The following is a 24,362-nucleotide window of genomic DNA, read 5'->3' on the forward strand; positions in this document are numbered from 1 at the left end:
GGTGGGGGGGGGGGGGCGGGGCCCGGCCGGGCGGGGCGGGGCCGGGGGGCGCGCCACGGTGGGAGGGGCCGAGGCCTCGTACCGCCGGCGCACCCCCGTCAAGGGCGGCGCCTTCATCGACGAGTCCGCCCCCCGGGCCGTCTTCCTGGCCCGCGACGGCGCCACCGGCTGGGCCGAACTGTGCCGGCTGGTCACCGCGGCCCATGCGGAGCCCGACGGCACCGGCCGGGCCGGGCTCCCGCAGCTGCCCTGGGCGGAGCTGCGCGGCGGCGCGGGGACGTACGTCCTGCTCGGCCCCGGATCCGAGGTGGGCCGGGCGCTGGCCGCGGGACGGCCGGACCGGGCCGCCCGGCTGCTCGCGCCCTGGCGGGAGGTCTACGGCGACGACCTGCGGCTGGAAGCCGTCCACCACGGGCGCACCGGGACCGGCCCCGGCTCGCTCCGGCTGGCCGCCCGGACCGTCGGCTTCGCCGCCGAGCAGGGCGTCACCGCCGTGCTGACCAACGCCGTCCGGTACGCCGACCCCGGCCAGGGCCCGGTCGCCGACGTACTCGACGCCGCCCGCCGGCTCGTCCCCATCGACCCCCGCAAACCGCTCGACAGCGGCGAACGCTGGCTCAAGGACCCCGCGGCCATGGCCGAGGCCGCCGACCGGATCGCCCAGGCCGCCGGCCAGCGCCCGGCCGACGCCCGCCGGCTGCTGGAACACACCCGGCGCACCGCCGAGGCCTGCACGGTCGACCCCGAGGACGACCTCGGCATGGGCTCGGTGCACTTCCCCGAGCCCTGGCTCGTCGGCGCCGCCCACCGCACCGCCCAGCGGGTGCTGGAATCCCGGGCCGCCGCGGGCATGGTGCTGCGCGGCTACGCCGGCAAGCGCGCCTACTGGGACCGGATGCACCACGAGCTCGACATCATCGCCCACCACGGCTACGCCTCCTACTTCCTGACGGTCGCTCAAGTCGTGGACGACGTACGCCGCATGGGAATCCGGGTCGCCGCCCGCGGGTCCGGCGCCGGCTCCCTGGTCAACCACCTGCTCGGCATCGCCCACGCCGACCCCGTCGAACAGGGCCTGCTGATGGAGCGGTTCCTGTCCAAACGGCGCCCGGTCCTGCCCGACATCGACATCGACGTGGAGTCCGCCCGCCGGCTGGAGGTCTACCGGGAGATCATCGGACGGTTCGGCGCCGAGCGCGTCGCGACCGTCGCCATGCCCGAGACCTACCGGGTGCGGCACGCCGTCCGCGACGTCGGCGCCGCCCTCTCCATGGACCCGGCCGTCATCGACCGGCTCGCCAAGGCCTTCCCGCACATCCGGGCCCGCGAGGCCCGCGCCGCCCTGGAGGAGCTGCCCGAGCTGCGCGAGGTGCGCGCCGAGCAGGAGAAGTACGGGCGCCTGTGGGAGCTCGTCGAGGCGCTGGACGCGCTGCCGCGCGGGATCGCCATGCACCCCTGCGGAGTGCTGCTCTCCGACGCCTCGCTGCTCGCCCGCACCCCCGTCGTGCCCACCAGCGGCGAGGGCTTCCCGATGTCCCAGTTCGACAAGGACGACGTGGAGGACCTCGGGCTGCTCAAGCTGGACGTGCTGGGCGTGCGGATGCAGTCGGCGATGGCGCACGCCGTCGACGAGATCCGGCGGGCCACCGGGCAGCGGCTGGACCTGGACGACCCGGAGCAGGTGCCGCCGGGCGACCCGGCAACGTACCGGCTGATCCGCTCGGCCGAGACGCTGGGCTGCTTCCAGATCGAGTCGCCGGGCCAGCGCGACCTGGTCGGACGGCTCCAGCCGTCGACCTTCCACGACCTGGTCGTCGACATCTCGCTGTTCCGGCCCGGCCCGGTGGCCGCCGACATGGTCCGGCCGTTCATCGAGGCCCGGCACGGGCGCGCCCCGGTCCGCTACCCGCACGAGGACCTGGCGGACGCGCTGCGCGAGACCTACGGGGTGGTCGTCTTCCACGAACAGATCATCGAGATGGTGCACGTGATGACCCGGTGCGGCCGGGACGAGGCCGACCGGGTGCGGCGCGGTCTCTCCGACCCCGAGTCGCAGGGCCGGATCAAGGCCTGGTTCGAGCAGAAGGCCCGGGAGCACGGCTACGACCAGGCGGTGATCGCCCGCACCTGGGAGGTCATCGAGGCCTTCGGCAGCTACGGGTTCTGCAAGGCGCACGCGGTGGCCTTCGCCGTGCCCACCTACCAGTCGGCCTGGCTCAAGGCGCACCACCCGGCCGCCTTCTACGCCGGACTGCTCACCCACGACCCCGGCATGTACCCGAAGCGGCTGCTGCTGGCGGACGCGCGGCGGCGCGGGGTGCCGGTGCTGCCGCTGGACGTGAACCGCTCGGCCGTCCCCTATCGGATCGAACTGGTATCCGATTCCTCTGGTTCCCCCCGGCTCTGGGGGCTCCGGCTCGCGCTGGCCGATGTACACGGCATCAGCGCGGCGGAGGCCGGCCGGATCGAGTCCGGACAGCCCTACACCTCCCTGCGCGACTTCTGGGACCGGGCGCACCCGGGCCGCCCGATCGCCGAACGGCTCGCCCAGGTCGGTGCGTTGGACGCCTTCGGCGCCAACCGCCGCGACCTGCTGCTCCACCTGGCCGAACTGCACGGAACGCAGCGGGCGGTGGGTGCGCGTGGCGGTCAACTCCCCCTGGAGGGAGGGGCGTCCACCGCGCGGATCGGGCTGCCCGACCTCAACGAGGCCGAACGGCTCAGCGCCGAGCTCGGCGTCCTCGGCATGGACGCCTCCCGGCACCTGATGGCTGATCACCACGCGTTCCTCGCCGAACTGGGCGTCGTCCCCGCGCGGTCGCTGCGCGAAACGGAACACGGGCAGACCGTGCTGGTCGCGGGCGCCAAAGCGGCCACCCAGACCCCGCCGATCCGCTCCGGCCGCCGGGTCATCTTCACCACCCTGGACGACGGGACCGGCCTGGTCGACCTGGCCTTCTTCGACGACAGCCACGAGGCCTGCGCGCACACCGTGTTCCACTCCTTCCTGCTGCTGGTCCGCGGAGTGGTCCAGCGGCGCGGCCCGCAGAGCCTGAGCGTGGTCGGCGCGGCCGCCTGGAACCTCGGGGAGCTGGCGGAGCTGCGGCGGGAGGGCGGCCTCGACGCGGTCGCGGCCCGCCTGGCGGAACCGGTCGCTTCCGGACCCGTGGACCCCGGCCGCCGGATCCACCTGCCCACCGGCTACGAGCTCAACCCCTGGGCCGACCTCCAGCCGCCCGGCCCCGGAACGGCGACCCCCCGCAAGCTGTGGCACTCCAGCCAGGGGAGCGCGGGATGAACACCGGTGCCACCGTGCTGTGCCTGCGCTTCCGCCGGATCGACGGCGAGCCGCTCGACGCCGGGTCCTACGCCGGCCTGCTCGGCCTGCTCGGCGCGCTGACCCCGGTCGTGCAGGCCCTGCCGCCCGACGGCGCGCTCGCCGACCTCCGGGGCGCCCTGCGCTACTTCGGGCGGGACGCCGCCGGGCTCGCCGCCCTGATCCGGGTGCGGGCCCTCGCCCTGTACGGGGCGGACTGTGTGATCGGCGCGGCCGGGAACCCGATGCTGGCCCGGATGGCCGCCCGCGAAGCCGCACCCGGCCGGACCCTGCTGGTGCCGGACGAGCCGGCCGCCGTACGGGAGTTCCTGGGCCGGAAGCCGGCCGCGGCGCTGGACGGAGTGGGCCAGAAGGCGGCCCGCACCCTGTGCTCGTACGGCCTGGACTCGGTCGGCCGGATCGCCGCCGCCCCGCTCGGCACCCTCCAGCGCATCCTCGGCGCCCGGGCCGGCCGGGAGGTCCACGAGCGGGCCCACGGGATCGACCGGACCCCGGTGGTGCCCGGCGCGGCCGCCCGCTCGCTGGGCGTCGAGCGCAGCTTCGACCGGGACGAGCTGGACCCCGTACACCAGCGCCGGGCCCTGCTCTCGCTCACCGAGGAGCTCGGCGCCCGGCTGCGCGCCCAGGGGCAGGTCTGCCGCTCCCTCTCGCTGACCGTCCGCTGCGCCGACCGCACGAGCCTCACCCGGGACCGGGTGCTGCCCGAACCCACCGCGCACTCCGCCGCGTTGACCGCCACCGCGTACGGCATCCACGGCGCGCTGGGCCTGCAACGGGCCCGGGTGCGCGCCCTCGCCCTGCGGGCCGAGGGCCTGACCCCGGCCGAACGCGCCGCGCACCAGCTGAGTTTCGACCCCGAGGACGACAAGGCCCGCCGGATCGAGGCGGTGGCGGACCGGCTCCGGGCGCGGTTCGGGCCGGCCGCCGTCACCCGCGGGACCCTCGCCGCATAGGCCGGGCGCGTGCGGGTACGCGTACGGGTGGTCCGGGCACGGGAACGCGAAATGCTCCTGGCCGTCTCCGGCAGGAGCATTCCGCGGGCGAAGCCACGGCGAGATCAGTCGACGCGGACGTACAGACCGCCGGAGCGGACGCCGGTGAAGTCGGGCGAGTTGAAGAACTGCGGCGCGATGTCCGGGTCCACCCGCAGCTTCGGGAAGCGGTCCATGAGGACCTCGAACACGATGCGGGTCTCGACCCGGACCATCTGACCGCCCACGCAGTAGTGGGAGCCGCGCCCGAACCCGAGGTGGGCGTTGGGGCTGCGGGTCACGTCGAACAGGTCCGGCTCCGGGAACTGCAGCGGGTCCCGGTTGGCCGCACCGAGGTACACGCGGAGCAGCGAGTCCTTGGGGATCTGCTTGCCGCCGAGCTCCACGTCGGCGATGGTGGCACGGTAGGAGGCGGCGCCCGGGGTCAGGTAGCGCATCGACTCCTCGAGCAGGCCGGGCACCAGCGTGCGGTCCGCCTTGACCTTCTCCGCCTGGTCCGGGAAGGACTCCAGGCACAGCATGGTGTTGCCGATCAGCAGCGGGGTGGCCAGGTGGCCGGCGCCCAGGATGCCGATGATGAAGTTGATGATCTGGTCCCGGGTCATCAGGCTGCCATCGAGCTTCTTCACCTGGCTCAGCAGGCTGATCAGGTCGTCCTTCGGGTTCTTCGTGCGCTCGTCCACGTGCACGCCGAGCATCTCGCGAAGCGGCTGGAGCGGCTTGGTGAGCTTGTCGAAGTAGCCCTCGCCGTCCTCCGCTTCGACCTGCGTCATCTGCGCCTGCTGGTCCATGTTCTGGTCGACGAGCTTGAACATGGTGCGGTCGTCGGCCGGAATGCCGAGCAGCTCGCTGAAGACGATGCCGGCCACGTGGTCGACGAAGTCGCTGAGCAGGTTGAACTTCTGCAGATGGATCAGCTTGTCCGCGTACTCGTTCGAGAGGTCGTAGACGCGGGACTCGAGGTGCTCGATGAACCTCGGGCTGAACGCGTGACTGACCTGCTTGCGGACGTTCGCGTGCTCCGGACCGGTCATCTGTGCCAGGTCGCCGTCGAAGAACTTCAGCGTTTCCTCGTCGAGGCCGAACAGCTTCCCCGAGTCGGCCGAGTAGCCGTCGTTGTTGCTCAGCGCCTCATTCACCTCGGCATAGCCGTAGACGTGCCAGCGCTGGAACTCCTCGCTCCACTCGACACTCTCCGCGGGGCGCTCACCGCGCAGCCAGAACTTGTCCTGCGCAAAGCCCCAACGGTCAGCGAAATCTGCCACGGTTTTCCTTCCATTGATGGAAATTACGACAACCGTCTCATGGATCCGGCCACTTCAGGACGGTAGCGCTTGAATGGGAATTCGGCCAAGAATGTGCCGCCTATTGACGCCGCGGCATCATGACGCCTCCGGCGCGGGGCTCGACCCCGTCTCACATGGCGGAAAGCTAGCACCCGACCGGGGTTCTTTCGACCGGTTGTCCTGTCGACAGGACAGTGCCCGTCGGCAGGCGCTATATCGCGGACGAGTGACGCGTTCACGGGCCCGGCGGTGCCTTGACTTCGATCCTGCGAGGCCACCACGATGTGGGCGAAGTGCGAATGGCGCTGCCCGGCATGCACGTCAGGAATTTCTCCTTCCGTTTTCTGCCGGCTCCCCATGCGCTTTCCGGCCCGGCAGATCAGCCCGCCATCGCGGATAAAGGCCGAAGGGTGTACTGGGCGCAGTCCCCGGCCACCGCTGAAAGACCCATTTCTACAGCTGCGACAAACCCTGATGAGGAGCGTGCGATAGTGACGGCTGAACTGACTGACCACGAGGTAGCCGGCCAGTCCGAGACCGTGCAGGAGACGCCGGCGTGGCTGACCGCGCTGCGCAGCGCGCTGGACCCGAACAGCAAGCGGCGCCTCGAGGCGCTCGACCCGAAGCCGGACTGGCACTCCCTGGAGATCGGCGCCGGCTCGGGCAGCACCGCCCGCTGGCTGGCCGAGCGCTGCCCGCAGGGCAAGGTCGTCGCCACCGACATCGAGCTCGGCTCGCTGAGCGCCGAGGGCTTCCCCAACCTCGAGGTCCGCCGTCACGACGTGACCACCGAGGACTTCCCCGAGGCCTCCTTCGACCTCATCTACGCCCGCTACGTCTTCAGCCACCTGCGCAGCCGCGAGGAGGACCTCGCCCGGATCGTCTCCTGGCTGAAGCCCGGCGGCTGGCTGCTGCTGGAGGAGCCCGCCCAGTTCCCCGTCGAGTCCGCGCAGGACGACGACTACCGCGAGGTCAGCCTGGCCACCCTGGAGCAGTACAAGGAGCAGGTGGGCACCGACCTCACCTGGCCGCGTACCTTCCCGGCCCCGCTGGTGAACCTCGGCCTCGAGGAGATCGGCATCGACGGGGACATCTCGGTGGTCGGCGCCGGCCGGCCCATGTCCCTCTTCTGGGGCGAGGCCATCAAGGGCTGGGGCCCGATCGTGGTCGGCGCCGGCACGGCCACCGAGGAGCAGGTGGAGCGCGCCGCCGCGAAGATGTACCAGGACGACTTCTACGACCTGGGCCTGGCCACCATGGCCGTGTGGGGCCGTCGCCCCGCCTGACGCTTGGCCGCGGCCCGCAGGCCGCGCACCCCACGGCCCCACGGACACCAAAGCCCCCGATGAGGGCGTCGCATCCCGCGACGTCCCGGTCGGGGGCTTTGCCGTTCCCCGGCCCGGGTGCCCGGGCCCGGCCGGACCTGACCGGACGTCGGGTCTCGCGCGGCGCTCGCCGCCCGCTGGTGTGCCGCAGGCGCGCGGGACGACTCGCCGACTTTTTACTGACGCGTAACTTCCCTGTCTTGCTACTCGCCCGTAATTTGACGGTCAGCAGCACCCCTTGTGATCCGGATCACGGGAGTTCCCCCACGTTCCCCCACGTTCCCCATCCCCTTGACCCGCAAGGAGATCACTCGATGCTGCCCTGGAGACGCCTGCTCCGCCCGCTGGCCGCCCTCGCACTCGCGGCCGCCGCCCTCGCCCCCACCACCGCCGCGGCCAACACGGCCGCTTCCGCCCCCAGCAGCGGCTGGAACAACTGGTCCTGCAAGCCCTCCGCCGCCCACCCGCGCCCCGTCGTCCTGGTGCACGGCACCTTCGGGAACTCGGTCGACAACTGGCTCGGCCTCGCCCCGTACCTCGTGCACCGCGGGTACTGCGTCTACTCCCTCGACTACGGCCAGCTGCCCAACGTGCCCTTCTTCCACGGCCTCGGCCCCATCGACAAGTCGGCCGAACAGCTCCGCGTGTTCGTAGACAAAGTCCTCGCCGCCACCGGATCCGCAGAGACCGACATCATCGGCCACTCCCAGGGCGGCATGATGCCGCGTCACTACCTCAAGTTCCTGGGCGGCGCCGACAAGGTCAACGCGCTGATCGGGCTCGCCCCCGACAACCACGGGACGACCCTGCTCGGGTTCACCAAGCTCCTGCCGTACTTCCCCGGGGCCGAGGACCTGATCAGCTCGGCGACCCCGGGACTGGCCGACCAGATCGCCGGCTCCGCCTTCCTGGACAAGCTCAACGCGGGCGGCGACACCGTGCCCGGCGTCACCTACACGGTCATCTCCACCCAGTACGACCAGGTGGTCACCCCGTACCGGAGCCAGTTCCTGACCGGGCCGAACGTACGGAACGTGGTCCTCCAGGACCTCTGCCCGCTGGACTTCTCCGAACACGTCACCATCGGGCTGACGGACCGGATCGCCTGGCACGAGGCGCTCAACGCACTCGACCCCGCCCACGCCGAACGGACCACCTGCGCGTCGGTCTTCGACTGACGCGCAGGCGGTCCGGGCCGGGAGCCGGCGGCCGGGGGTCAGCGGCCGTGCCGGCCCCCGGTGCTCCGGCGCCGGGCCACGCCGAACATCACGGCCGCACCGATCGCCAGGACGCCGGCCCCGGCGATCGCGACCAGCGGGGTGGAGCTGCTGCCGCCGGTCTCGGCCAGGTCGCTGCCGTCCGCCACGGCGGACGGGGCGGTGGAAGCCGCCGGCGACACCGGCACCGGGGACGGCGAGGACTGCCCGTTGGTCTTCGGGTCGTTGTCGCCGTGGCCGTGGTGCTCGACCGAGGACTTGTTCCGGTCCCGGTCGATCTGCTCCTCGGAGGGCGCGGAGGGCTGCGCCGTCGGCGTGGCACTGTGCTCCGCGCCCGGCTTCGTGCTCGGCTTGGCGGTCGGGGTGCCCGGCTTGCCAGGCTTGCCAGGCTTGCCGTTGTCCTTGCCGAACACGACGTCCGAGCAGGTGTAGAAGGCCTCCGGGCTGTCCGAGCGCTGCCAGACGCTGTAGATCAGGTGGCGGCCGGACTTCTTCGGGACGGTGCCGGTGAACACGTAGTCCCCGCCCTGCATCCCCGGGTCGGTGGCCGACGCGAACGGCTTGGCCTCCAGGTCGGACCACTTCAGCGGCTTCGAGGGGTCGTACCCGTCCTTCGTGATGTAGAGGGCGAAGGAACCCTTGTGCGGGGCGGTCCCCTTGTACCGGAAGGTGTGTCCGCCCGCGGCGATCGGGCTGGCCGGCCAGTCGCCCCGGGCCAGATCCAGGCCCCGGTACTTGTCGTTGCCCGCCGAGCACAGCTTGCCGTCCGGGATCAACGCCTTGTGCTGTCCGGCCGCGTTGGCGATGTTCACCGCGTTCCAGTCGTAGAGCGCCTGCACCCCGCTCGCCGCGACCGCCGCCTTGCAGGCCGCCGAATCCGGCGACTCCGGCCCCTCCGCGTAGCAGGCCGCCACCCGGCTCACCGGGTCCGTCATCGAGCCGTGCGCGGCGGCCGGCGTGGTGGCGTACGCCGCCACCGCGAGCGGGGTGAGACCGAGGGCGGCGATGCGGGTGGCCGTACGGCGAGCAGGCATGGGTGGGGTCTCCTTCGGGCAGCACACGTGGTCGGTGGGCCGGGCACGTCGAGGCTGTGCGGCGCCGCCCCCCGTAGGTACGACGCCGCCTCCGGCCTTCCCTGGCCAGGCCAAGCTAGCCACTCCGACCACGGGTTTCGCCCGCTTCGGGCCCCGGAAGCCGATCCTTAGGGTCCGCTTAAGGAAGCAGTAAGGAGGGGCTCAGGAAGCGAGCTTGCAGAGCCCCTCCGCCCCAAGGTCTCCGGCTCCCTACAGTCCAGGGGAGTCCACGCAGATCCCGGCTGTGTCGCCTCTGGTGGCTCCCCGATTGGCTCCCAAGTGTTTCTGGGGAGAGAGGATGTTGCGGTGCAGCGCCGCTGCGAGCTGAGGGGACACATTCAGTGCCGGGGCGCCCTGGTACGGCCCCGGGACGGCCCGGCTCCCTCAGCCGCTCAGGTTCGCTGACACCTGCTTTGTAAGTTCGCCTAGCCACGCCCCGGCCCTCGGAACTAGCCGCCCATCCGGTCGATGGGAGGCCCCCCACGCTCATCCGGATCCGCCGATGTCCGTTGGCGTTGCCGTCAAAGGTTGCCGTCAGACGCACTCCAAGTGCTACACCCTGGCACGGCGCACCCGGCTCCGGAGGGCGCGTTGGGCAGGGCCCGCCTTACGCCCGACCTGCGGTGCTGCGATTCACTCGATCTGTGTCATGAGTTCTCACTCCCCGCTCACTCGTGGGCCCCCCGACCGGAGCGAGAGGCACCCCCGCCGGGGTCGGTCCCGCTAGCTGGCACGCCGCCATTGAGCAGCCTCGTAGGCTCGGCTGTTCCACAGTCACTTACGGTTCGCCGTGTCATGGAGGAACCTGAGCCAGGCCGACACCGGACCCTTGCCTTCTGGACGCGTGTCAGAGGCTGTGGATCAGTGCTGCCAATCTTGGCGTGACCGGCGCACGTTCGGCCGTGCCTGGATAGCATGACGGCCCCAGATGTTGTTCGACGGGGGGCAGCTCGTGGTCGCGTCGGTGTTCGAAATCGGGTTTGAGGTCATTTCTCGCCTGGCGGACGAAGTCAATGAACCCAAGGGCCGAAATGAGGCGACCACGCGCCTTCACTTGATCGACCAGATCATTTTCGATGCCTTGCAGTGGCCGAGAGAACAATGCATTCCAGAGGAAAGCCACGAGGGGCTTTACGCCGATTACGTCCTAGGATCCCCTAAGCGTCTCATGATTTTGGAGGCGAAGAAGGAGGGCGTGCACTTCGAGCTCCCCCTTGATTCGAAATCCCGCGAGGTCTCACTGCCGGCCTTGGCCCGAAATAATGGAAGCCTTGATTCCGCACTAAAGCAGGTCGGCGGCTACTGCACAAGCAGAGGGGTTCCTGTAGCGGTGGCCTGTAATGGCCATCAGCTCGTTGCCTTCATCGGCAGCCGCGTCGACGGAGTCCCACCGACTCAAGGCCGCGCAATCATCTTCCGCAGTCTAACCGAGATGAAAGAAGACTTCCTAACCCTTTGGAATTGCTTGTCCTACCCGGCAATTGAACGGAAGTATCTCGAGAGTCGCCTCGCTGGCGAGGCCTTGCCTCCTCCTCCAGAGAAACTGTCCCGCCGACTCCTGCGCTACCCGGGCGTCAAGAAAAGGAATGAGCTGGAACATGAACTCAGGACTCTCGGTGAGATCTTCCTCCAGGATCTCGTAAAAGATGAGGAATTTAAAGATGAGTTCATCGAGAAGTGCTACTGCAGCAGTGGCGCCCTATCTCAGTATGCTCTAATCAGTAAGGAGATCCTCAAAAACAGGTACGCCGCATCGGGTCAAGGGGTGCAGAAGACAGTCACCTCTGCTAGCGACAAAAAGGGTGTCTCGAAAGAGCTACTCAATGCAGTAATGGCCAAGAGCGTGACAAAACGTCCCGTAATCCTTCTTGGCGATGTCGGCGTAGGGAAAACAAGCTTCATCAAGAATCTCGTGGCCGTCGAGGCGAGCGAGGAACTAGAGAGGGGCATTGTTCTCTACGTGGACTTCGGCAGGGAACCGACTCTGCGTACCGACTTGCAGAATTACGTACTGGACTCCTTCGAGCGCCAACTGCGTGACGGATACCAGGTGAATCTAAACAACGACACCTTCGTTCGCGGCATCTACCATGGCGAGTTGCTCGCCCTGCGAGATGGAATCTACGGATTCTTGAGGCAGTCCGACCCCGCCTCTTACCGCCTCAAGGAAGTGGAGCTTCTCGCCGCCAAGATTGAGAATAAGAGTGGACATCTTAAGAAGGCCATTGAGCACTTGACATCCGGTGAGCGCAGGACCGTAGTCGTATTCCTGGACAACATCGACCAAAGGCAGGATGACTTCCAGGAAGAGGTCTTCATCATCGCCCAAGGCATGGCAGAGACCTGGCCAGTAACCTGCTTCGTTACACTGCGACCGTCCACATATAACAAGAGCCGCAGGCAAGGATCTCTGAGCGCGTACCAGAATCGAGTGTTCACCATCTCGCCACCGCGCATCGACCTTGTCGTTCATAAAAGACTCGAATTCGCACTGGAGCAGTTGAGTGGGGGTGGGCTTGCACTGTCGGGCGAAGGCATCTCTGTGGAAAGTCACCTTTTGCGCGAGTACATCGAGGTGATTATCGATTCAATCGAGCGGAACTCGTCACTTGCGGAATGTATCGACAATGTCAGCGCCGGTAATGTTCGAGACGCTCTCGACTTGTTGACGATCTTTGTCGGCAGCGGGCATGTAGACACGGGAAAAATCCTCGAAATCAAAATCCGGACCGGGGCATACTTCATCCCATTGCATGAGTTCCTTCGGGCGGTGATCTACGGGGATAACGAATACTATTCTCCCGACAATTCGTTCGTCGCGAACCTGTTTGACGTCGTTTCGCTGAATAGTGCCGAACATTTCCTGATGCCGCACTTGATTGACTTCTGCTTGAAGTCCTCCCAAAGCCCCAGTTCCGAGATGGGGTACGTGCTGCAAGCAGAGGTTTTCTCCTACTTGCAATCGCTCGGCTATCGGGATGTGCAGATCGGCGCAGCATTTGCTCGCGCGGAGCAAGCCAAGCTTTGTGATTTCGTGATGGCCGATGAAGAGGCGCCGACTCGCCTCCGAATCACGCAGAGGGGAGCGTATATTCTTCGGAGGCTGATCACAGAGTTCGTATATGTGGACGCCGTTGTTGTAGACACTCCAATTTTGGATCAGGGGTTCCGGGACCTAATTGCCGACGTCCGGGTGATCGAAAATCGGTTGGAGAGGGCAAGTCACTTCGTCGGCTACCTGGATACGTGCTGGGAGGAGTCACCGCATCCTGAGGGTGGCTTTGAGTGGCCCGCCGTTTCGTCCCAGATTTGGAGTCGCATCGAGGACGTGCGTGGGAGAATCGAGTCCAGAAGGCGCGAGCGCTAATGCGCACCTCTGTGGAGCTACATTATTCATGTGACTATTGACTTCGCCGTTGGCGGCCCGTCAAGGGCATCAGGTGGGCGGGAGCAGGCAAACCCCCTTTCATAGCCCGTCCTGGCCGCGGTCTGCAGCGCTCCCGGCCACGCTGTGCCTGCGCTTCAGTCGGAGCAGCTGATCGACATAGAGCCAGCCCACCTGTGAGGCAAAAGCCTCGTCATCTGGCCGAATTCGGCCCGCTCATGGAGGCGAGGACGTCGGCTACGTCCTGCATGTCGAGCACGACGACATCTGCCCTGGCATCGGCGAAGACCGACTGTTTTCGCGGCTTGTTGGCGTATCCAATGCTCCGGGCGCCGGCTGCGTGGGCAGCTTCGATGTCCGTCAGAGAGTCCCCAACGAGCACCATGTCGTGCGGCTCCACACCCAGCGTCGCCGCAGCACTGAGTAGCGGGTACGGAGCGGGCTTCATAAGGTCTGGCCGCAGGATTGGGCGCCCGACCACTACATCGACCAGCCCAGCGAGCCCATTGATCGCCAGGAACTCGTTCACGCACTCTGCCGAGTTGTTGCTCACAACGGCGACGCACAGCTTTGAGTCCCGCGCCGCGGCCAGCGCTTGTACGGCGCCAGCCACCGGCGGGCCGGCGACCCTCACGGCTCTCACTTCCGCTTCGGTCAGGGCAGCTTCTACGGCTCCCAGCAGTGCCCCTCCGCCTCCCTGCGAAAGACGGTGGACCTCCATGGGGTCATCTGTTGCCCGGGCACGGACCGCGAGGGATGCGGAATGAGCGGAAACCAGGTCGGCAAGCTCGGCAGCAACGCCGGGCGCGGGAAGCCCCCGGAACACGTCGCAGATGGGTCCATCGAAGTCGAAGAGAACGGCGGTAGACGCCCTAAAGACGTCAGCCAGAGCCTCAGAGGACATCGGCATCCACGTCCCTCGCAATCGTGTCCCAGATGCTGTCGAACCACATGCGGGCTTGCTCTACCTGCTGAGCTCCGCCCGAAGAGTCACCGTCATTGAGTGAGTGGTGGAACAGGATCGTGTCCTTGCCGACAAGGTCGAAGATCTCGATCGGCTCACCCTGGGCCACTACCTTGTTCGGCCGGATCGGGTAGTAGCCGAAGAAGGCGTCCTCGTTGTTGATGACGTAAAGCTTGAAGAACTGCGTCCCACTGTGGACGCGGACACTGACGCTGCTTTCCTGGACCAGACCGAGGTGGCTCAGTTCCCCTATGGCATCCGAGATGCTCCGGGTGTAGCCGACCATGATGTCGTGCATGCGGGTACGCAGCCTTGGGTCATCGGCGCAGTCTTCCCGCCGGACAGGGGCTGCCTGCGGCACAGTCATATCGGGGACCAGGATGCGAATCTGGATACTGCTCGGCGTGAGGCGCCCGACACGGATCTTGTCGAGCGGCTCCTGCAATGCCCCGTGCAGGGTCTCGCTTGAGAACCCCGCAAAGTCGATCGTCACGTGCCGACTCGCGAAGGCCTGCTCAACGTACGGCCGCAGACCTGCGGGCCGCTCCGTACGGTTGCGGACGAAGACGCCGCTGCCCTTCCGGGAAACTACTAGCCCCTCGTCTTCTAGGTCTCGCAGCGCCCGCTGGATCGTGGCTCGCGCGAAGCCGTAGTGATCCGTCAGCATCTTGTGCGATGGCAGCTTCTCTCCGGGGCCGAGCTTCCTTGTTCGGATAGCCGCCCCGAGGCTGCGCGCCACCTGCTCGTACGGCGGCCTGTCATCGTCCGGGTCCAAGGGCTCAAGCCCGCGTACGTGGCCGTGGTCCTGTGGGACGCGCACGCGCACCTGCTCGACTGCTTCGACTCCACCCCGCGCATCGCGTTCTTGTCCCCCGAACCGGGGTCGGGTAAGTCCCGGGCGTTGGAGATCGTGGAGACGCTGGTGCCCAACCGGATGGCCGCCGTGGACGCGTCGCCGTCCGCGCTCTTTCGCGCCGTCTCCGGAGTCGACGGGCAGCGGCCCACGATCCTCTTCGATGAGATCGACACCGTATTCGGGCCCAAGGCGGGAGACAACGAGCAGCTCCGAGGGTTCCTGAACGCCGGGCACCGTCGCGGACGGCTCATGTACCGGTGCGTGGGCGACGGGTCGAACCAGACCGTGCAGGGCTTCCCTTCCTACTGTGCCGTGGCCATGGCTGGCCTGGGCTCCCTTCCCGACACGATTCTGACCCGCTCCGTCATCATCCGCATGCGCAAGCGAGCCCCCAACGAGACGATCGAGCCCTACCGCGAACGCATCAACCAGCCGGAAGGCCATGCGCTCCGCGACCGCCTCGCCGCCTGGGCCGACACGGTGCGCGACCGCGTCACCGGCGCCTGGCCCACGATGCCCGAGGGCGTGACCGACCGCCCGGCCGACGTTTGGGAGCCGCTGCTCGCCGTCGCCGAAGCGGCCGGCGGACATTGGCCCGCCCGCGCCCGCTCCGCCTGCGTGGAACTGGTCGCCGCGGCAAGGGAGAACGATGAATCCTCTCTCGGCGTCCGGCTGCTGACCGACCTCCGCGACGCCGTGTTCTGCGGAGCGGACCGCCTGTCCACGGCCGTCATCCTCGAATGCCTGCTGCGGATGGATGACGGGCCGTGGGGCGACCTGGACGACAAGCCGCTGAACCCCCGCACGTTGTCCAAGCTCCTCGGCCAGTACGTCACCCCCGGCAACAAGCCCATCAAGCCCCGAGGGATCCGCACCGCGTCCGGTACCCCCAAGGGCTACTACGCGGAAGACCTCGCGGACGCCTGGGAGCGGTACTGCCCCCCGCCCCCTCTCAGGTCCGCAACAGCCGCAACATCCGCCACACCGCAGGTCAGCGGGGGTGAATCTGTGGCGGATACCGCCACAGTCATCCGCCACACGTCTGCGGAAACCGCCACACCGCTCTTCCCCGTCGCCGGATAGCCCCCGCGACCGACCGATGCCGCCACACCCTCTTGTGGCGGCATCTATCCGCCACAGAATCTCGATCCGCCACAAACCCAAGCCGCTGACCAGCCATGTTGCGGCGTGGCGGATGTTGCGGATCTGGCAGTGGAGGGACGAACCCTCCAACTTGCGAGCCAAAGGAGAGATCGCCACATGGCCGTGCCGATCACGGGTGACAAGCTGCCGCAGCGCCTCCACAGGGTGGAGGACGCGGCTCACGCCCTCGGCGTCAAGCGTTCCACTGCCTACGAGGAGATCCGCCTCGGCAGGCTCCGAACCGTGCGCGTCGGTCGTCGCCGACTCGTGCCGACCGAGTACGTCGACGAGTACGTCGAACTCCTCAAGCGTGAGGCCCAAGCCGCCGCCTGACAACGACTGAGCCAGCAGCGGGGCCGCACCCACGTCGGTGCGGCCCCGCTCCCACGTGTGAAAGGTGCCAGATGGACAACGAACGGGCGCCCGCCCGTAAGGCAGCGAACGGCGAGGACTCGATCTACTGGGATGCGTCCAAGAACCGCTACATCGGAGCCATTTCTCTCGGCTACACGGCGGCCGGGAAGCGCAACCGGGCCAAGGTCTCCGGGACCACGAAGACCGAAGTCCGGCGGAAGCTGCGCGACCTCAAGAAGGAACTTGAGAAGGGGGCGAAGGCTTCCGCCCACTACACGGTGAAGCAGGCTGTGGAGGACTGGCTGGCACAAGGGCTCAAGGGGAAGGCGTCCACGAGCATCGACACCTACCGCAGCCTCGCCTCCACGCACATCTACTCGGAGCTGGGAGCAGCGAAACTGCGCCTGCTGGAAGCCGACGACGTCGATGAGTGGCTCGATGGCCGGGCAACGGTTCTGGCCTCCACGTCGCTACGCCTGCTCCTCTCGATTCTGAGTCGGTCGATCGCCCACGCCCAGCGGAGAGGCAAGGCCGTGCGGAACGTAGCGGACCTGGTCGAGGCGCCCGAGGGGAAGCCGGGAAGACCCAGTAAGTCGTTGTCCCTGGAGCAGGGAGAGGCCATCCTGCGAGCCAAGGCGGGTACCTGGATTCACACCTATGTCGTGCTGTCCTTGCTCGTGGGGACGCGGCCGGAGGAGACACGTCCGCTGCCCTGGAAGCACGTCCACACGGCACCCAGAGACGGGCACAAGCCTCACGTTGATGTGTGGCGTTCCGTGCGTAGTCACGGAGACACGAAGACTCCGAAGAGCCGCCGTTCCTTGGCCATGCCCAAGCAAGTCGCCGCGGTGATGGAGGCTCACCGCATCCGACAGCGGGCTGAGGCCAAAGCCGCCGGCCGGGAGTGGTCCGTCGATGATCTCGTCTTCCCCACGGAGAGCGGCGAGCTGCGGACTGCACTGAACGTGCGGCGGAACTTTCGCAGCCTGTTGGCTGAGGCCGGCATCGAACGGCCGGAAGACTGGACCACGAGGGAGCTTCGCACGACCTTCGTTTCGCTGCTCTCCGACCATGGCATCCCCATCGAGGTCATCGCGCGCATCGTCGGGCACAGCGGCAGCAACACGACCGAGCGGGTCTATCGGAAGCAGCTGCGGCCCGTCATCGCCGAGGGCGCTGAGGTTATGGACGAGATCTTTTCCGGGGGTGAGGGGGCGGTGTCCCTCCGCCCGGAAACTACTTGATCCACTTCCCGTGGCTCCCGGTTTGGCTCCCTGGGGCCAAACCGGGCCACCCCGCACGTCGCTGACCTGCTGCAACGGCTCACGCGGACGGGGCGGGCTCGTTACGGTCCGCTTAAGGAGGCGCTAAGCGGGCCCACAGATAGCGTGGGTGAGGTGAGGTCGGGGCGGTCAGGTCGGCAGGCCGGGCAGGGCGCCCTCCTTGGCGAGCCGCTCCAGCTCGTCCAGGGCCGCCACGGCCTGCCGGGCCGCCTCCGGGTCCCGCGCGGACAGGCCGCTCTCGGCGAACTCGTCCTCGTCCAGGCGCAGCACCTCGGAGCCGTCCGCCGACACCCAGAGGTCGAGGTCCAGGTCCTCGACCACGATCTCCGCGGGGCCCCCGGACGCCTCGCGGACCACTGCGGGGCGCGCGATGTCGCAGTACCAGCCCTTGAGCACGTCGTCGGCGGTACGGACCTCCTTGACGGCGTACCAGCGGTCCCGCCAGTAGTGCTCGACGAACACGTCGCCGGGCTCGAAGCGGACGAAGCCGAAGTCGCGGACGTCCGGCGCGGCCCACGGAGCGCGCACGGAGATCCGCGAGCCGTCGTCGCCCAGCAGCCCGGCCTGGTACCGGATCTTGGTGCGGCCGGCCTTCGTCAGGACCACGTCCAGGAAGCGTCTCATCGCCCGTTCCCCCTCAGGTTCTTCGTGTAGCGCACTTCGGATGCGCAGAGCTCGTACCCGAACCACCGGTTGACGGCGAGCATCGGGCCGTTCCCGCTGTCGTTGCCGGTGAACGCCTCGGTGTAGCCGGCCGCCCGGGCCCGGTGCAGGGAGGCCGCCTTGGCCAGCTTCGCCAGGCCGCGGCCGCGCCGGGCGCGCAAGGTGCCCGTCATGGCCGAGCCGTACCGGGTGGCTCCGTCGGTATGGGCGGCGGTGAAGGCGGCCACTTCGCCTTCCACCAGGGCGACCATGGTCAGTTCCTTGTCGAGGGCGGGATGGTTCCAGGTGTGCCGCAGCCAGTCCGCGTAGTCGTCGAACTCGGCGCCCACGTCGCCCGGTTCGTCGGCGGTGGTCTCCGCGTCCAGGGCGAACAGGGGCCGCGGGTCGGCCGCGAAGGCGGAGGCGGGCCGCAGCTCCACCCCGGCCGGCAGTTCCGGCACCGGGGGCAGCGCCCCGGCCGCCAGGTCCAGGCGCAGGAAGTGCGCGGACCGCCCGGCGCGGTAGCCGTGGTGCTCGGCGAAGGCGCGGTTCGCCGGCTCGTCCAGGACCCAGGCGAACAGGTCGGTGGAGCCCTCGGCCGCCAGGTACTCCTCCGCGGCGCGCAGCAGCGCCGTGCCGGCGCCCAGCCCGCGACGGGCCGGGTCGACGTACGTGTTGGCGAAGGACTGGCCCGGCTCGGGGCTGTCGTACGCGATCCCGACCTGGGCGGTGCCGATGACCTCGCCCTGCCCCGTCTCGGCGACGAGCAGCCGGTAGCGCTTGTCCGGGTGGGCGGAGGCCAGCTCGTGGCCGGTGAGCTCAGGGGTGGCGATCATGAACGGCAGTGCGGCCCGGCGCACCCGGACGAAGGCCGCCACGTCCGCGGGGTCGGCGGCGCGGAGGTCCCGGACGAGAATAGTCATGTGCCGGACGCTATGCGCCAAGGAGAGGCGGACGCCTCCGATTTTCCGGGCGATGCAGCACAATCTGCCGTGTGACCTCGACGAACCTGAAGATCACCCTGTCCCAGGCGGCCGGTGCGCCGGCCCCGTACGAGCAGCTGCGCGCACAGATCGCGGACCGGGCCCGGTCCGGCGGGCTGCCGGCGGGGTTCAAGCTGCCGACGGTCCGGGGGCTGGCGGAGGAGCTGGGCCTGGCGGCGAACACGGTGGCGAAGGCGTACCGGGCGCTGGAGGCGGACGGGGTGATCGAGACGCGCGGCCGGCACGGCACGTTCATCGCGGCGGCGGGCGACGCGGCCGCCCGCGAAGCGGCGGGCGCGGCGCAGGTGTACGCGGAGCGCGCCCAACGCCTCGGCCTCACCTTCGACGAGGCCTTGGCCGCCGCGTTGGATGCACTTCGGGCGCGCTACGGCCAATAGGCCGTGCTCCGGGCGGTCACAGGTAGAGGCCCGCCGCCGGGCCGTGCGGCTGGGGCGGGAGGACGGCGGCCGGGCCCGCGCCGCGGCGCAGGGCGAACAGCTCGGCCAGCGTCGCGCCCTCGCGGGACACCCCCTCGTCGGTGCCCAGCCAGTCCACCGCCTCGCGGTGGGTCAGCTTGCCGACCTCGATCCGGGCCAGGCAGCGGCCGGGCCGGACCACCGCCGGGTGGAGCCGTTCCAGGTCCTCGTTGGTGGTGACCCCGACGAGGACGTTGCGGCCCTGTCCCAGCAGGCCGTCCGTCAGGTTCAGCAGCCGGGACAGGGCCTGGCCGGCGGTGTGCCGGGCCTCGCCGCGGATCAGCTCGTCGCAGTCCTCCAGCAGCAGCAGCCGCCAGCGGCCCTTGGCGGTGCCCTCGTCCTCGCCGATGGCGATGTCCATCAGATAGCCGACGTCGTTGAACAGCCGCTCCGGGTCCAGGACGCAGTCCACCTGGCACCAGTCCCGCCAGGACCGGGCCAGGGTCCGCAGCGCCGAGGTCTTGCCGGTTCCCGGCGGGCCGTGGAGCAGCAGCAGGCGGCCCGCGATGTCGTCCGGGGTCACCTTCATCAGCCGGTCCATGGCGCCGGCGACCGGTGCCGTGTAGTTGGGGCGGACCTCCGCCCAGGTGCCGGCGGCGATCTGCCGGGTGGTGCGGTACGGGCCGCGGCGCGGGGAGACGTACCAGAACCCCATGGTGACGTTCTCCGGCTGCGGTTCGGGTTCGTCCTGGGCGCCGTCCGTGGCCTCGCCGAGCACCGTGGAGGCCAGTTCGTCGCTGATCGCCGTCACCGTCACGTCCGCGCCCCGGCTCCAGCGCGACACGAGCATGGTCCAGCCCTCCCCCTGGGCGAGGGTGGCGCTGCGGTCGGTGTCGCGCGCCGAGCGGAGCACCGTGGCCGAGGGCGGCAGCAGGGAAGCGCCGGCCCTGACCCGCTCGATGGTGACGCTGTGCGAGTACGGCTGCTCGCCGGAGGCGAACCGGCCGAGGAACAGCGCATCGACGACATCCGACGGTGAATCGCTGTCGTCGACGTTGAGCCGGATCGGCAGCGCGTGCTGTGGGTCGTCTGGGGTGACTGACATGGGCCCATGATCCGGCACGGACTCCCCTCCCGCACCCGTGTTTTGGCGGTTCGTTCGCTGGATCGGGTGTGCAACTTCCCTCCTCAAACGCCTCGGGGCGTGAAGATTCCGGCCGGATCGTCACCCCGATCCCCACGCCGAAGATTCTTGGCATGGACACTTCCAGAAGTGCCCGGCTCCTTGTACGACGTAACTCGACGGCCTTGACGACTCGTCAAGCCACCCCCACAAGGAGCCGCATCCATGAGAGTGTCGCGCTTCGCCTCGTTAACCTCCGCCCTGCTGCTGGCCGCCGGTGCCGCCCTGTTCGGCGCCGGAGCGGCGGCCGCCGCACCCCAGGCCGACTTCGGCTACGTCGCGCTCGGTGACTCGTACTCCTCCGGAGTCGGCGCCGGGAACTACGACAGCGGCAGCGGAAGCTGCAAGCGGACCAGCCGCGCCTACCCCGCGCTCTGGGCCGCCGCCCACTCCCCGCAGACCTTCTCCTTCACCGCCTGCTCGGGCGCCCGTACGGGTGATGTCCTGAACAACCAGCTCGGACCGCTGAACAGCGGCACCGACCTGGTCAGCATCACCGTCGGCGGCAACGACGCCGGATTCTCCGACGTCATGACGACCTGTGTGCTGCAGTCCGAGTCCTCCTGCATCAACCGCGTCAACCAGGCCAAGGCGTACGTGGACACGACCCTGCCCGGCCAGCTCAACCAGGTCTACAACACCATCAGGGCCAAGTCCCCGGCCGCCCACGTCGTGGTCATCGGCTATCCCCGCTTCTACAAGCTCAACGGGAGCTGCCTGACCGGGCTCTCCGAGGGCGAGCGCGCCGCCATCAACGGCGCGGCCGACCACCTGAACACCGCCCTGGCCAAGCGCGCCGCCGACCACGGCTTCACCTACGCCTCGGTCGTCGGCGCCTTCACCGGCCACGAGATATGCTCCGGCAGCCCCTGGCTGCACAGCGTCAACTGGACCAACATCGGCGAGTCGTACCACCCCACCGCGGCCGGTCAGTCCGGCGGGTACCTGCCCGTCTTCACCAACGCCGCCTGACCCCCAGGCCCCCGGCGGGCCCCGTGGTCAGCCGGCCAGCAGCCAGATCAGCGCCACCAGAGCCACCAGCAGCACCAGCACTCCGGCCGTGAGCACCAGGCCGGCCCGGCGCGGTACCGCCTCATCCGGCGGTACCGGCGCCGGGGACCCGCCACCGGCCCCCGCACTGCCCGCACTGCCCGCACGGTCCGAACGACCCGCACTGCCGGTACGGTCCGTACCGCCGTCCCCGGCCCGGTCCCCGGACCCGTCCCGGTACCCGGTGGCGGCGGGACGGGCCGCGGAGTCCGACACCGGTCCGCCGGAGGCCCGTACGCTGCCGCCCGCGCCCACCACCCGCAGCATCCGGGCCGCCTCCGGCGCCGGCAGCCGCTCCGCCGGTTCCCGGCGCAGCAGTCCCTCCAGTACGGGGGCCAGCGGGCCCGCCCGGCCCGGCGCGGCGATCCCCGCCGCACCCTCCCGCAAGGGCGGCGGCGGGCCGCCCTCGACGGCCGCGTACAGCAGCGAGCCCAGCGACCACAGATCCGAGTCCGGCCCCGGCTCGCGCCCCGACAGCCGCTCCGGCGCCAGGTACTCGGGCGCCGCGAAACCGGCCGGGCGCACCGTCCCGAAGTCGCTCAGCATCACCCGGCCGTCGTTCCCGACCAGGACGTTGGCCGGCTTCACGTCCCGGTGCAGCACCCCCGCCTCGTGCGCGGACCGCAGCGCCACCAGCAGCTGCTCCCCGAGGTGGGCCACCCGCTGCGGCGGCAGCGGCCCCTCCGCCGCCAGCACCTCGGCCAGCGACAGCCCGCGGATCAGCTCCATCACGATCCACGGCCGGCCGTCCTCGCTGGCCACGTCGTGCACGCGGACCACCCCGCGGTGCGAGATCCGGGCCGCGTCCCCGGCCTCCCGCTCCACCTGTGCGTACAGCGCTCGTGCGGCCTCCGGGTCCAGTCCGGCCGGAGCGCGGACCTCCTTCACCGCGACCTCGCGGCCCAGGATCTCGTCCCGGGCCCGCCACACGATGCCGCTGCCGCCTTCGCCCAGCGGGCCCAGCAGCCGGTACCGGCCCGCGACAACGCGTCCGCCGCTCGGCTCTCCGCTCACCCCGGGCCCCCCGTCAGCTCACCCGGCCCACCGCCGGACGCCCCTCCGCCCGTCCGTAACGGGCCGATCACTCCACGTTATCCGAGTTCGTGCGGTGTGGCGCCGGTCGCGCAGAAACTCTCCAAACCGGCCGATTTGCACGGAGGGTGACGAATGACTCCACTGAGTAACCGTCAACTCCCCGTCCCCATAGGGGTAATTCACACCACCGGGATACCCGACTGCGACGCGGGGGCGATAGGGTTACCCTGCCCGGGCCGGGTGCCCTCGTACGGGTGGGGAGAGACATGGAACAGATAGCAATGCGCAGCAGGCCGCCCCGCGTGCCTGCCATCACCTGCGGTAGCAGCGCGACCAGCTCGCGCCTCGACCGCCACCTCGCGGTGCTGGGCGGACCTGCCGTCCCGCAGCGCGATGCGGCCGAGGCGACCCTGCTGATGCGTGAACTCACGTCGCGCGACCACACGCACCGCCAGCGGAGCCGGAGCGCGCGCGTCGCCCTCTTCGCGCCGCTGCGCCGACTGCGGCGCACCCTCTTCGGCAGCCGCCGCTCGTAACCACCCCGTCCCCCGACACCCGCCGTCGGCGGACCTCCGCCGACACACACCTTCGTCCCGGCCTCAGGCGACCACACCGTCCCGGCGCAGCGCCGTGATCTGCGCGCCCGTCATCCCCAGGGCGCGCAGCAGGGCGTCGGTGTGCTCGCCGAGCGCGGGCACCGCACCCATTCGCGGTGCCGCGCCGCCCGGCAGCCCGATCGGCGGCAGCAGGGCCCGTAGCGGGCCGGCCGGTGAGTCCACCTCCCGCCAGCGGTCCCGTGCCGCCAGCTGGGGGTGTCCGGCCACCTCCGCCACCGAGTTGAGGCGTGCGCAGGCGATGCCGGCCGCCTCCAGCCGCCCGATCGCCTCCGCCGCGCCGAGCCGGGCCAGCGCCTCGGCCACCACCGCGTCGGTCTTCTCCCGGTTCGCGGTCCGCGCCGCGTTCGTCGCGTACGCGGGATCGTCCGCCAACTCCGGCCGCAGCAAGACCTGTTCCGCCAGCCGGCGCCATTCCCGGTCGTTCTGCACCGAGAGCAGCACCTGGCTGTTGTCGGCCGTCGGGTAGGCGTCGTACGGGGCGATCACGGCATGCGCGAGCCCCGTCCGCGGCGGCTGCTCCCCGCCGTGCATGGTGTGGTGCAGCGGATGCCCCATCCACTCGGCGAGCGCGTCCAGCATCGACACCTCCACCGGGCCGCCGCGCCCGGTGGTGCCCCGGCGCAACAGCGCGGCCAGCACCCCGGAGAAGGCGTACATCGCGGCGGCGATGTCGGCCGCCGGGATGCCCGACTTGACGGACTGTTCGGGAGTTCCGGTCACCGACACCAGCCCGGCCTCGCACTGCACCAGCATGTCGTAGGCCCGCTTGTGCGCGTACGGGCCCTCCGGGCCGTAGCCGGAGATGTCGACGGCGACGAGCCGCTCGTACCGGGCGGTGAGCGCGGCCGCATCCAGGCCGAGCCGGGCCGCCGCCCCCTGCGCGAGGTTCTGCACGAACACGTCCGCGCCCGCGATCAGCCGCTCCAGCACCTCCCGGCCGCGCGGCTCCTTCAGGTCCAGGGCGATCGACTCCTTGCCCCGGTTCGCCCAGACGAAATGCGAGGCCAGCCCGCGGGCGGCGGTGTCGTAGCCGCGGGCGAAGTCCCCGCCGTCGGGGCGCTCGACCTTGACCACCCGGGCGCCGAGGTCCGCGAGCTGCCGGGTCGCGAAGGGGGCCGAGACGGCCTGTTCGACGGCGACGACGGTGATTCCGTCCAAGGGAAGGGGTTCCATGACACCGATCCCTATCGGCTGTGGGTGGGTGCTGTCACCAATGCCGCA

19 protein-coding genes and 1 pseudogene are annotated in these 24,362 nt (G+C 69.6%); 11 read left to right on the top strand and 9 right to left on the bottom strand.

Features of this window, described 5'->3' with window-relative positions:
• Positions 1–3,298, top strand: a 3,298-nt coding sequence (dnaE, locus tag AB0447_RS24475; protein WP_366478876.1) for a DNA polymerase III subunit alpha, incomplete at its 5' end; no start/stop codon positions are given.
• Positions 3,295–4,290 (top strand): hypothetical protein, encoded by a 996-nt coding sequence (locus AB0447_RS24480; RefSeq protein WP_366478877.1) that lies wholly within the window; start codon positions 3,295–3,297, stop codon positions 4,288–4,290. The genes dnaE and AB0447_RS24480, both read left to right, overlap by 4 nt.
• Before the next feature lie 104 nt (positions 4,291–4,394).
• On the opposite strand, the gene AB0447_RS24485 is transcribed toward AB0447_RS24480, so the two are convergent.
• The gene (locus tag AB0447_RS24485) at positions 4,395–5,594 is read right to left on the bottom strand and encodes a cytochrome P450 (RefSeq protein WP_366478878.1); all 1,200 of its coding nucleotides are present in this window, start codon (positions 5,592–5,594) and stop codon (positions 4,395–4,397) included.
• 512 nt (positions 5,595–6,106) lie between these two features.
• On the opposite strand from AB0447_RS24485, the gene AB0447_RS24490 reads away from it, so the two are divergent.
• Both AB0447_RS24490 and AB0447_RS24495 read left to right on the top strand, forming a co-directional pair.
• On the top strand, positions 6,107–6,901 hold the full coding sequence (locus AB0447_RS24490) for a class I SAM-dependent methyltransferase (protein ID WP_366478880.1): 795 nt from the start codon (positions 6,107–6,109) through the stop codon (positions 6,899–6,901).
• 353 nt (positions 6,902–7,254) lie between these two features.
• Entirely contained in the window at positions 7,255–8,118 is an 864-nt protein-coding gene (locus AB0447_RS24495; protein WP_366478881.1) for an alpha/beta fold hydrolase, read from the top strand.
• A 38-nt stretch (positions 8,119–8,156) separates the two neighbouring features.
• On the opposite strand, the gene AB0447_RS24500 is transcribed toward AB0447_RS24495, so the two are convergent.
• Positions 8,157–9,191, bottom strand: a complete 1,035-nt coding sequence (locus AB0447_RS24500) for a lytic polysaccharide monooxygenase (RefSeq protein WP_366478882.1) — start codon at positions 9,189–9,191, stop codon at positions 8,157–8,159.
• 967 nt (positions 9,192–10,158) lie between these two features.
• Here AB0447_RS24500 and AB0447_RS24505 point away from each other — a divergent pair.
• A complete protein-coding gene (locus tag AB0447_RS24505) occupies positions 10,159–12,597 on the top strand; it encodes a hypothetical protein (protein WP_366478883.1) in 2,439 nt (812 codons plus the stop codon).
• Positions 12,598–12,808: 211 nt separating this feature from the next.
• Here the strand turns inward: AB0447_RS24505 and AB0447_RS24510 are convergent, their stop codons facing one another.
• A complete protein-coding gene (locus tag AB0447_RS24510; protein ID WP_366478884.1) occupies positions 12,809–13,519 on the bottom strand; it encodes an HAD-IA family hydrolase in 711 nt (236 codons plus the stop codon).
• Complete coding sequence (locus tag AB0447_RS24515) at positions 13,509–14,354, bottom strand: winged helix-turn-helix domain-containing protein (protein WP_366478885.1); 846 nt, start codon at positions 14,352–14,354, stop codon at positions 13,509–13,511. The genes AB0447_RS24510 and AB0447_RS24515 overlap by 11 nt, the downstream gene beginning before the upstream one ends.
• A 12-nt stretch (positions 14,355–14,366) precedes the next feature.
• Between AB0447_RS24515 and AB0447_RS24520 the strand changes: the two are divergent.
• The 3 genes and pseudogenes from AB0447_RS24520 to AB0447_RS24530 form a co-directional block, all read left to right on the top strand.
• Positions 14,367–15,518, top strand: a pseudogene (locus AB0447_RS24520) (DUF3631 domain-containing protein); the annotation flags it as partial.
• Positions 15,519–15,695: 177 nt separating this feature from the next.
• A complete protein-coding gene (locus AB0447_RS24525) occupies positions 15,696–15,911 on the top strand; it encodes a helix-turn-helix domain-containing protein (protein ID WP_366478886.1) in 216 nt (71 codons plus the stop codon).
• 71 nt (positions 15,912–15,982) lie between these two features.
• Complete coding sequence (locus AB0447_RS24530) at positions 15,983–17,176, top strand: site-specific integrase (protein ID WP_366478887.1); 1,194 nt, start codon at positions 15,983–15,985, stop codon at positions 17,174–17,176.
• A gap of 168 nt (positions 17,177–17,344) precedes the next feature.
• Here the strand turns inward: AB0447_RS24530 and AB0447_RS24535 are convergent, their stop codons facing one another.
• Entirely contained in the window at positions 17,345–17,839 is a 495-nt protein-coding gene (locus tag AB0447_RS24535) for a DUF402 domain-containing protein (RefSeq protein ID WP_366478888.1), read from the bottom strand.
• Positions 17,836–18,780 (bottom strand): GNAT family N-acetyltransferase, encoded by a 945-nt coding sequence (locus AB0447_RS24540; RefSeq protein ID WP_366478889.1) that lies wholly within the window; start codon positions 18,778–18,780, stop codon positions 17,836–17,838. The genes AB0447_RS24535 and AB0447_RS24540 overlap by 4 nt, the downstream gene beginning before the upstream one ends.
• 71 nt (positions 18,781–18,851) lie before the next feature.
• On the opposite strand from AB0447_RS24540, the gene AB0447_RS24545 reads away from it, so the two are divergent.
• Entirely contained in the window at positions 18,852–19,238 is a 387-nt protein-coding gene (locus AB0447_RS24545) for a GntR family transcriptional regulator (protein WP_366478890.1), read from the top strand.
• A 16-nt stretch (positions 19,239–19,254) separates the two neighbouring features.
• Here AB0447_RS24545 and AB0447_RS24550 read toward each other — a convergent pair whose 3' ends face one another.
• The gene (locus AB0447_RS24550) at positions 19,255–20,361 is read right to left on the bottom strand and encodes a DUF5925 domain-containing protein (protein WP_366478891.1); all 1,107 of its coding nucleotides are present in this window, start codon (positions 20,359–20,361) and stop codon (positions 19,255–19,257) included.
• A gap of 243 nt (positions 20,362–20,604) precedes the next feature.
• On the opposite strand from AB0447_RS24550, the gene AB0447_RS24555 reads away from it, so the two are divergent.
• Positions 20,605–21,411, top strand: coding sequence for an SGNH/GDSL hydrolase family protein (locus tag AB0447_RS24555; protein WP_366478893.1), 807 nt, complete (start codon positions 20,605–20,607; stop codon positions 21,409–21,411).
• A gap of 27 nt (positions 21,412–21,438) precedes the next feature.
• On the opposite strand, the gene AB0447_RS24560 is transcribed toward AB0447_RS24555, so the two are convergent.
• Positions 21,439–22,503, bottom strand: coding sequence for a serine/threonine-protein kinase (locus tag AB0447_RS24560; RefSeq protein ID WP_366478894.1), 1,065 nt, complete (start codon positions 22,501–22,503; stop codon positions 21,439–21,441).
• A 287-nt stretch (positions 22,504–22,790) separates the two neighbouring features.
• Between AB0447_RS24560 and AB0447_RS24565 the strand changes: the two genes are divergently transcribed.
• Complete coding sequence (locus AB0447_RS24565; RefSeq protein WP_366478895.1) at positions 22,791–23,060, top strand: hypothetical protein; 270 nt, start codon at positions 22,791–22,793, stop codon at positions 23,058–23,060.
• A gap of 63 nt (positions 23,061–23,123) precedes the next feature.
• Here the strand turns inward: AB0447_RS24565 and AB0447_RS24570 are convergent, their stop codons facing one another.
• Entirely contained in the window at positions 23,124–24,314 is a 1,191-nt protein-coding gene (locus AB0447_RS24570) for a CaiB/BaiF CoA-transferase family protein (RefSeq protein ID WP_366478896.1), read from the bottom strand.
• Positions 24,315–24,362: the final 48 nt, after the last annotated feature.

Origin of the sequence: Streptomyces sp. NPDC051211 (genome assembly GCF_040689505.1) — a bacterium.
Lineage (GTDB): Bacteria > Actinomycetota > Actinomycetes > Streptomycetales > Streptomycetaceae > Streptomyces.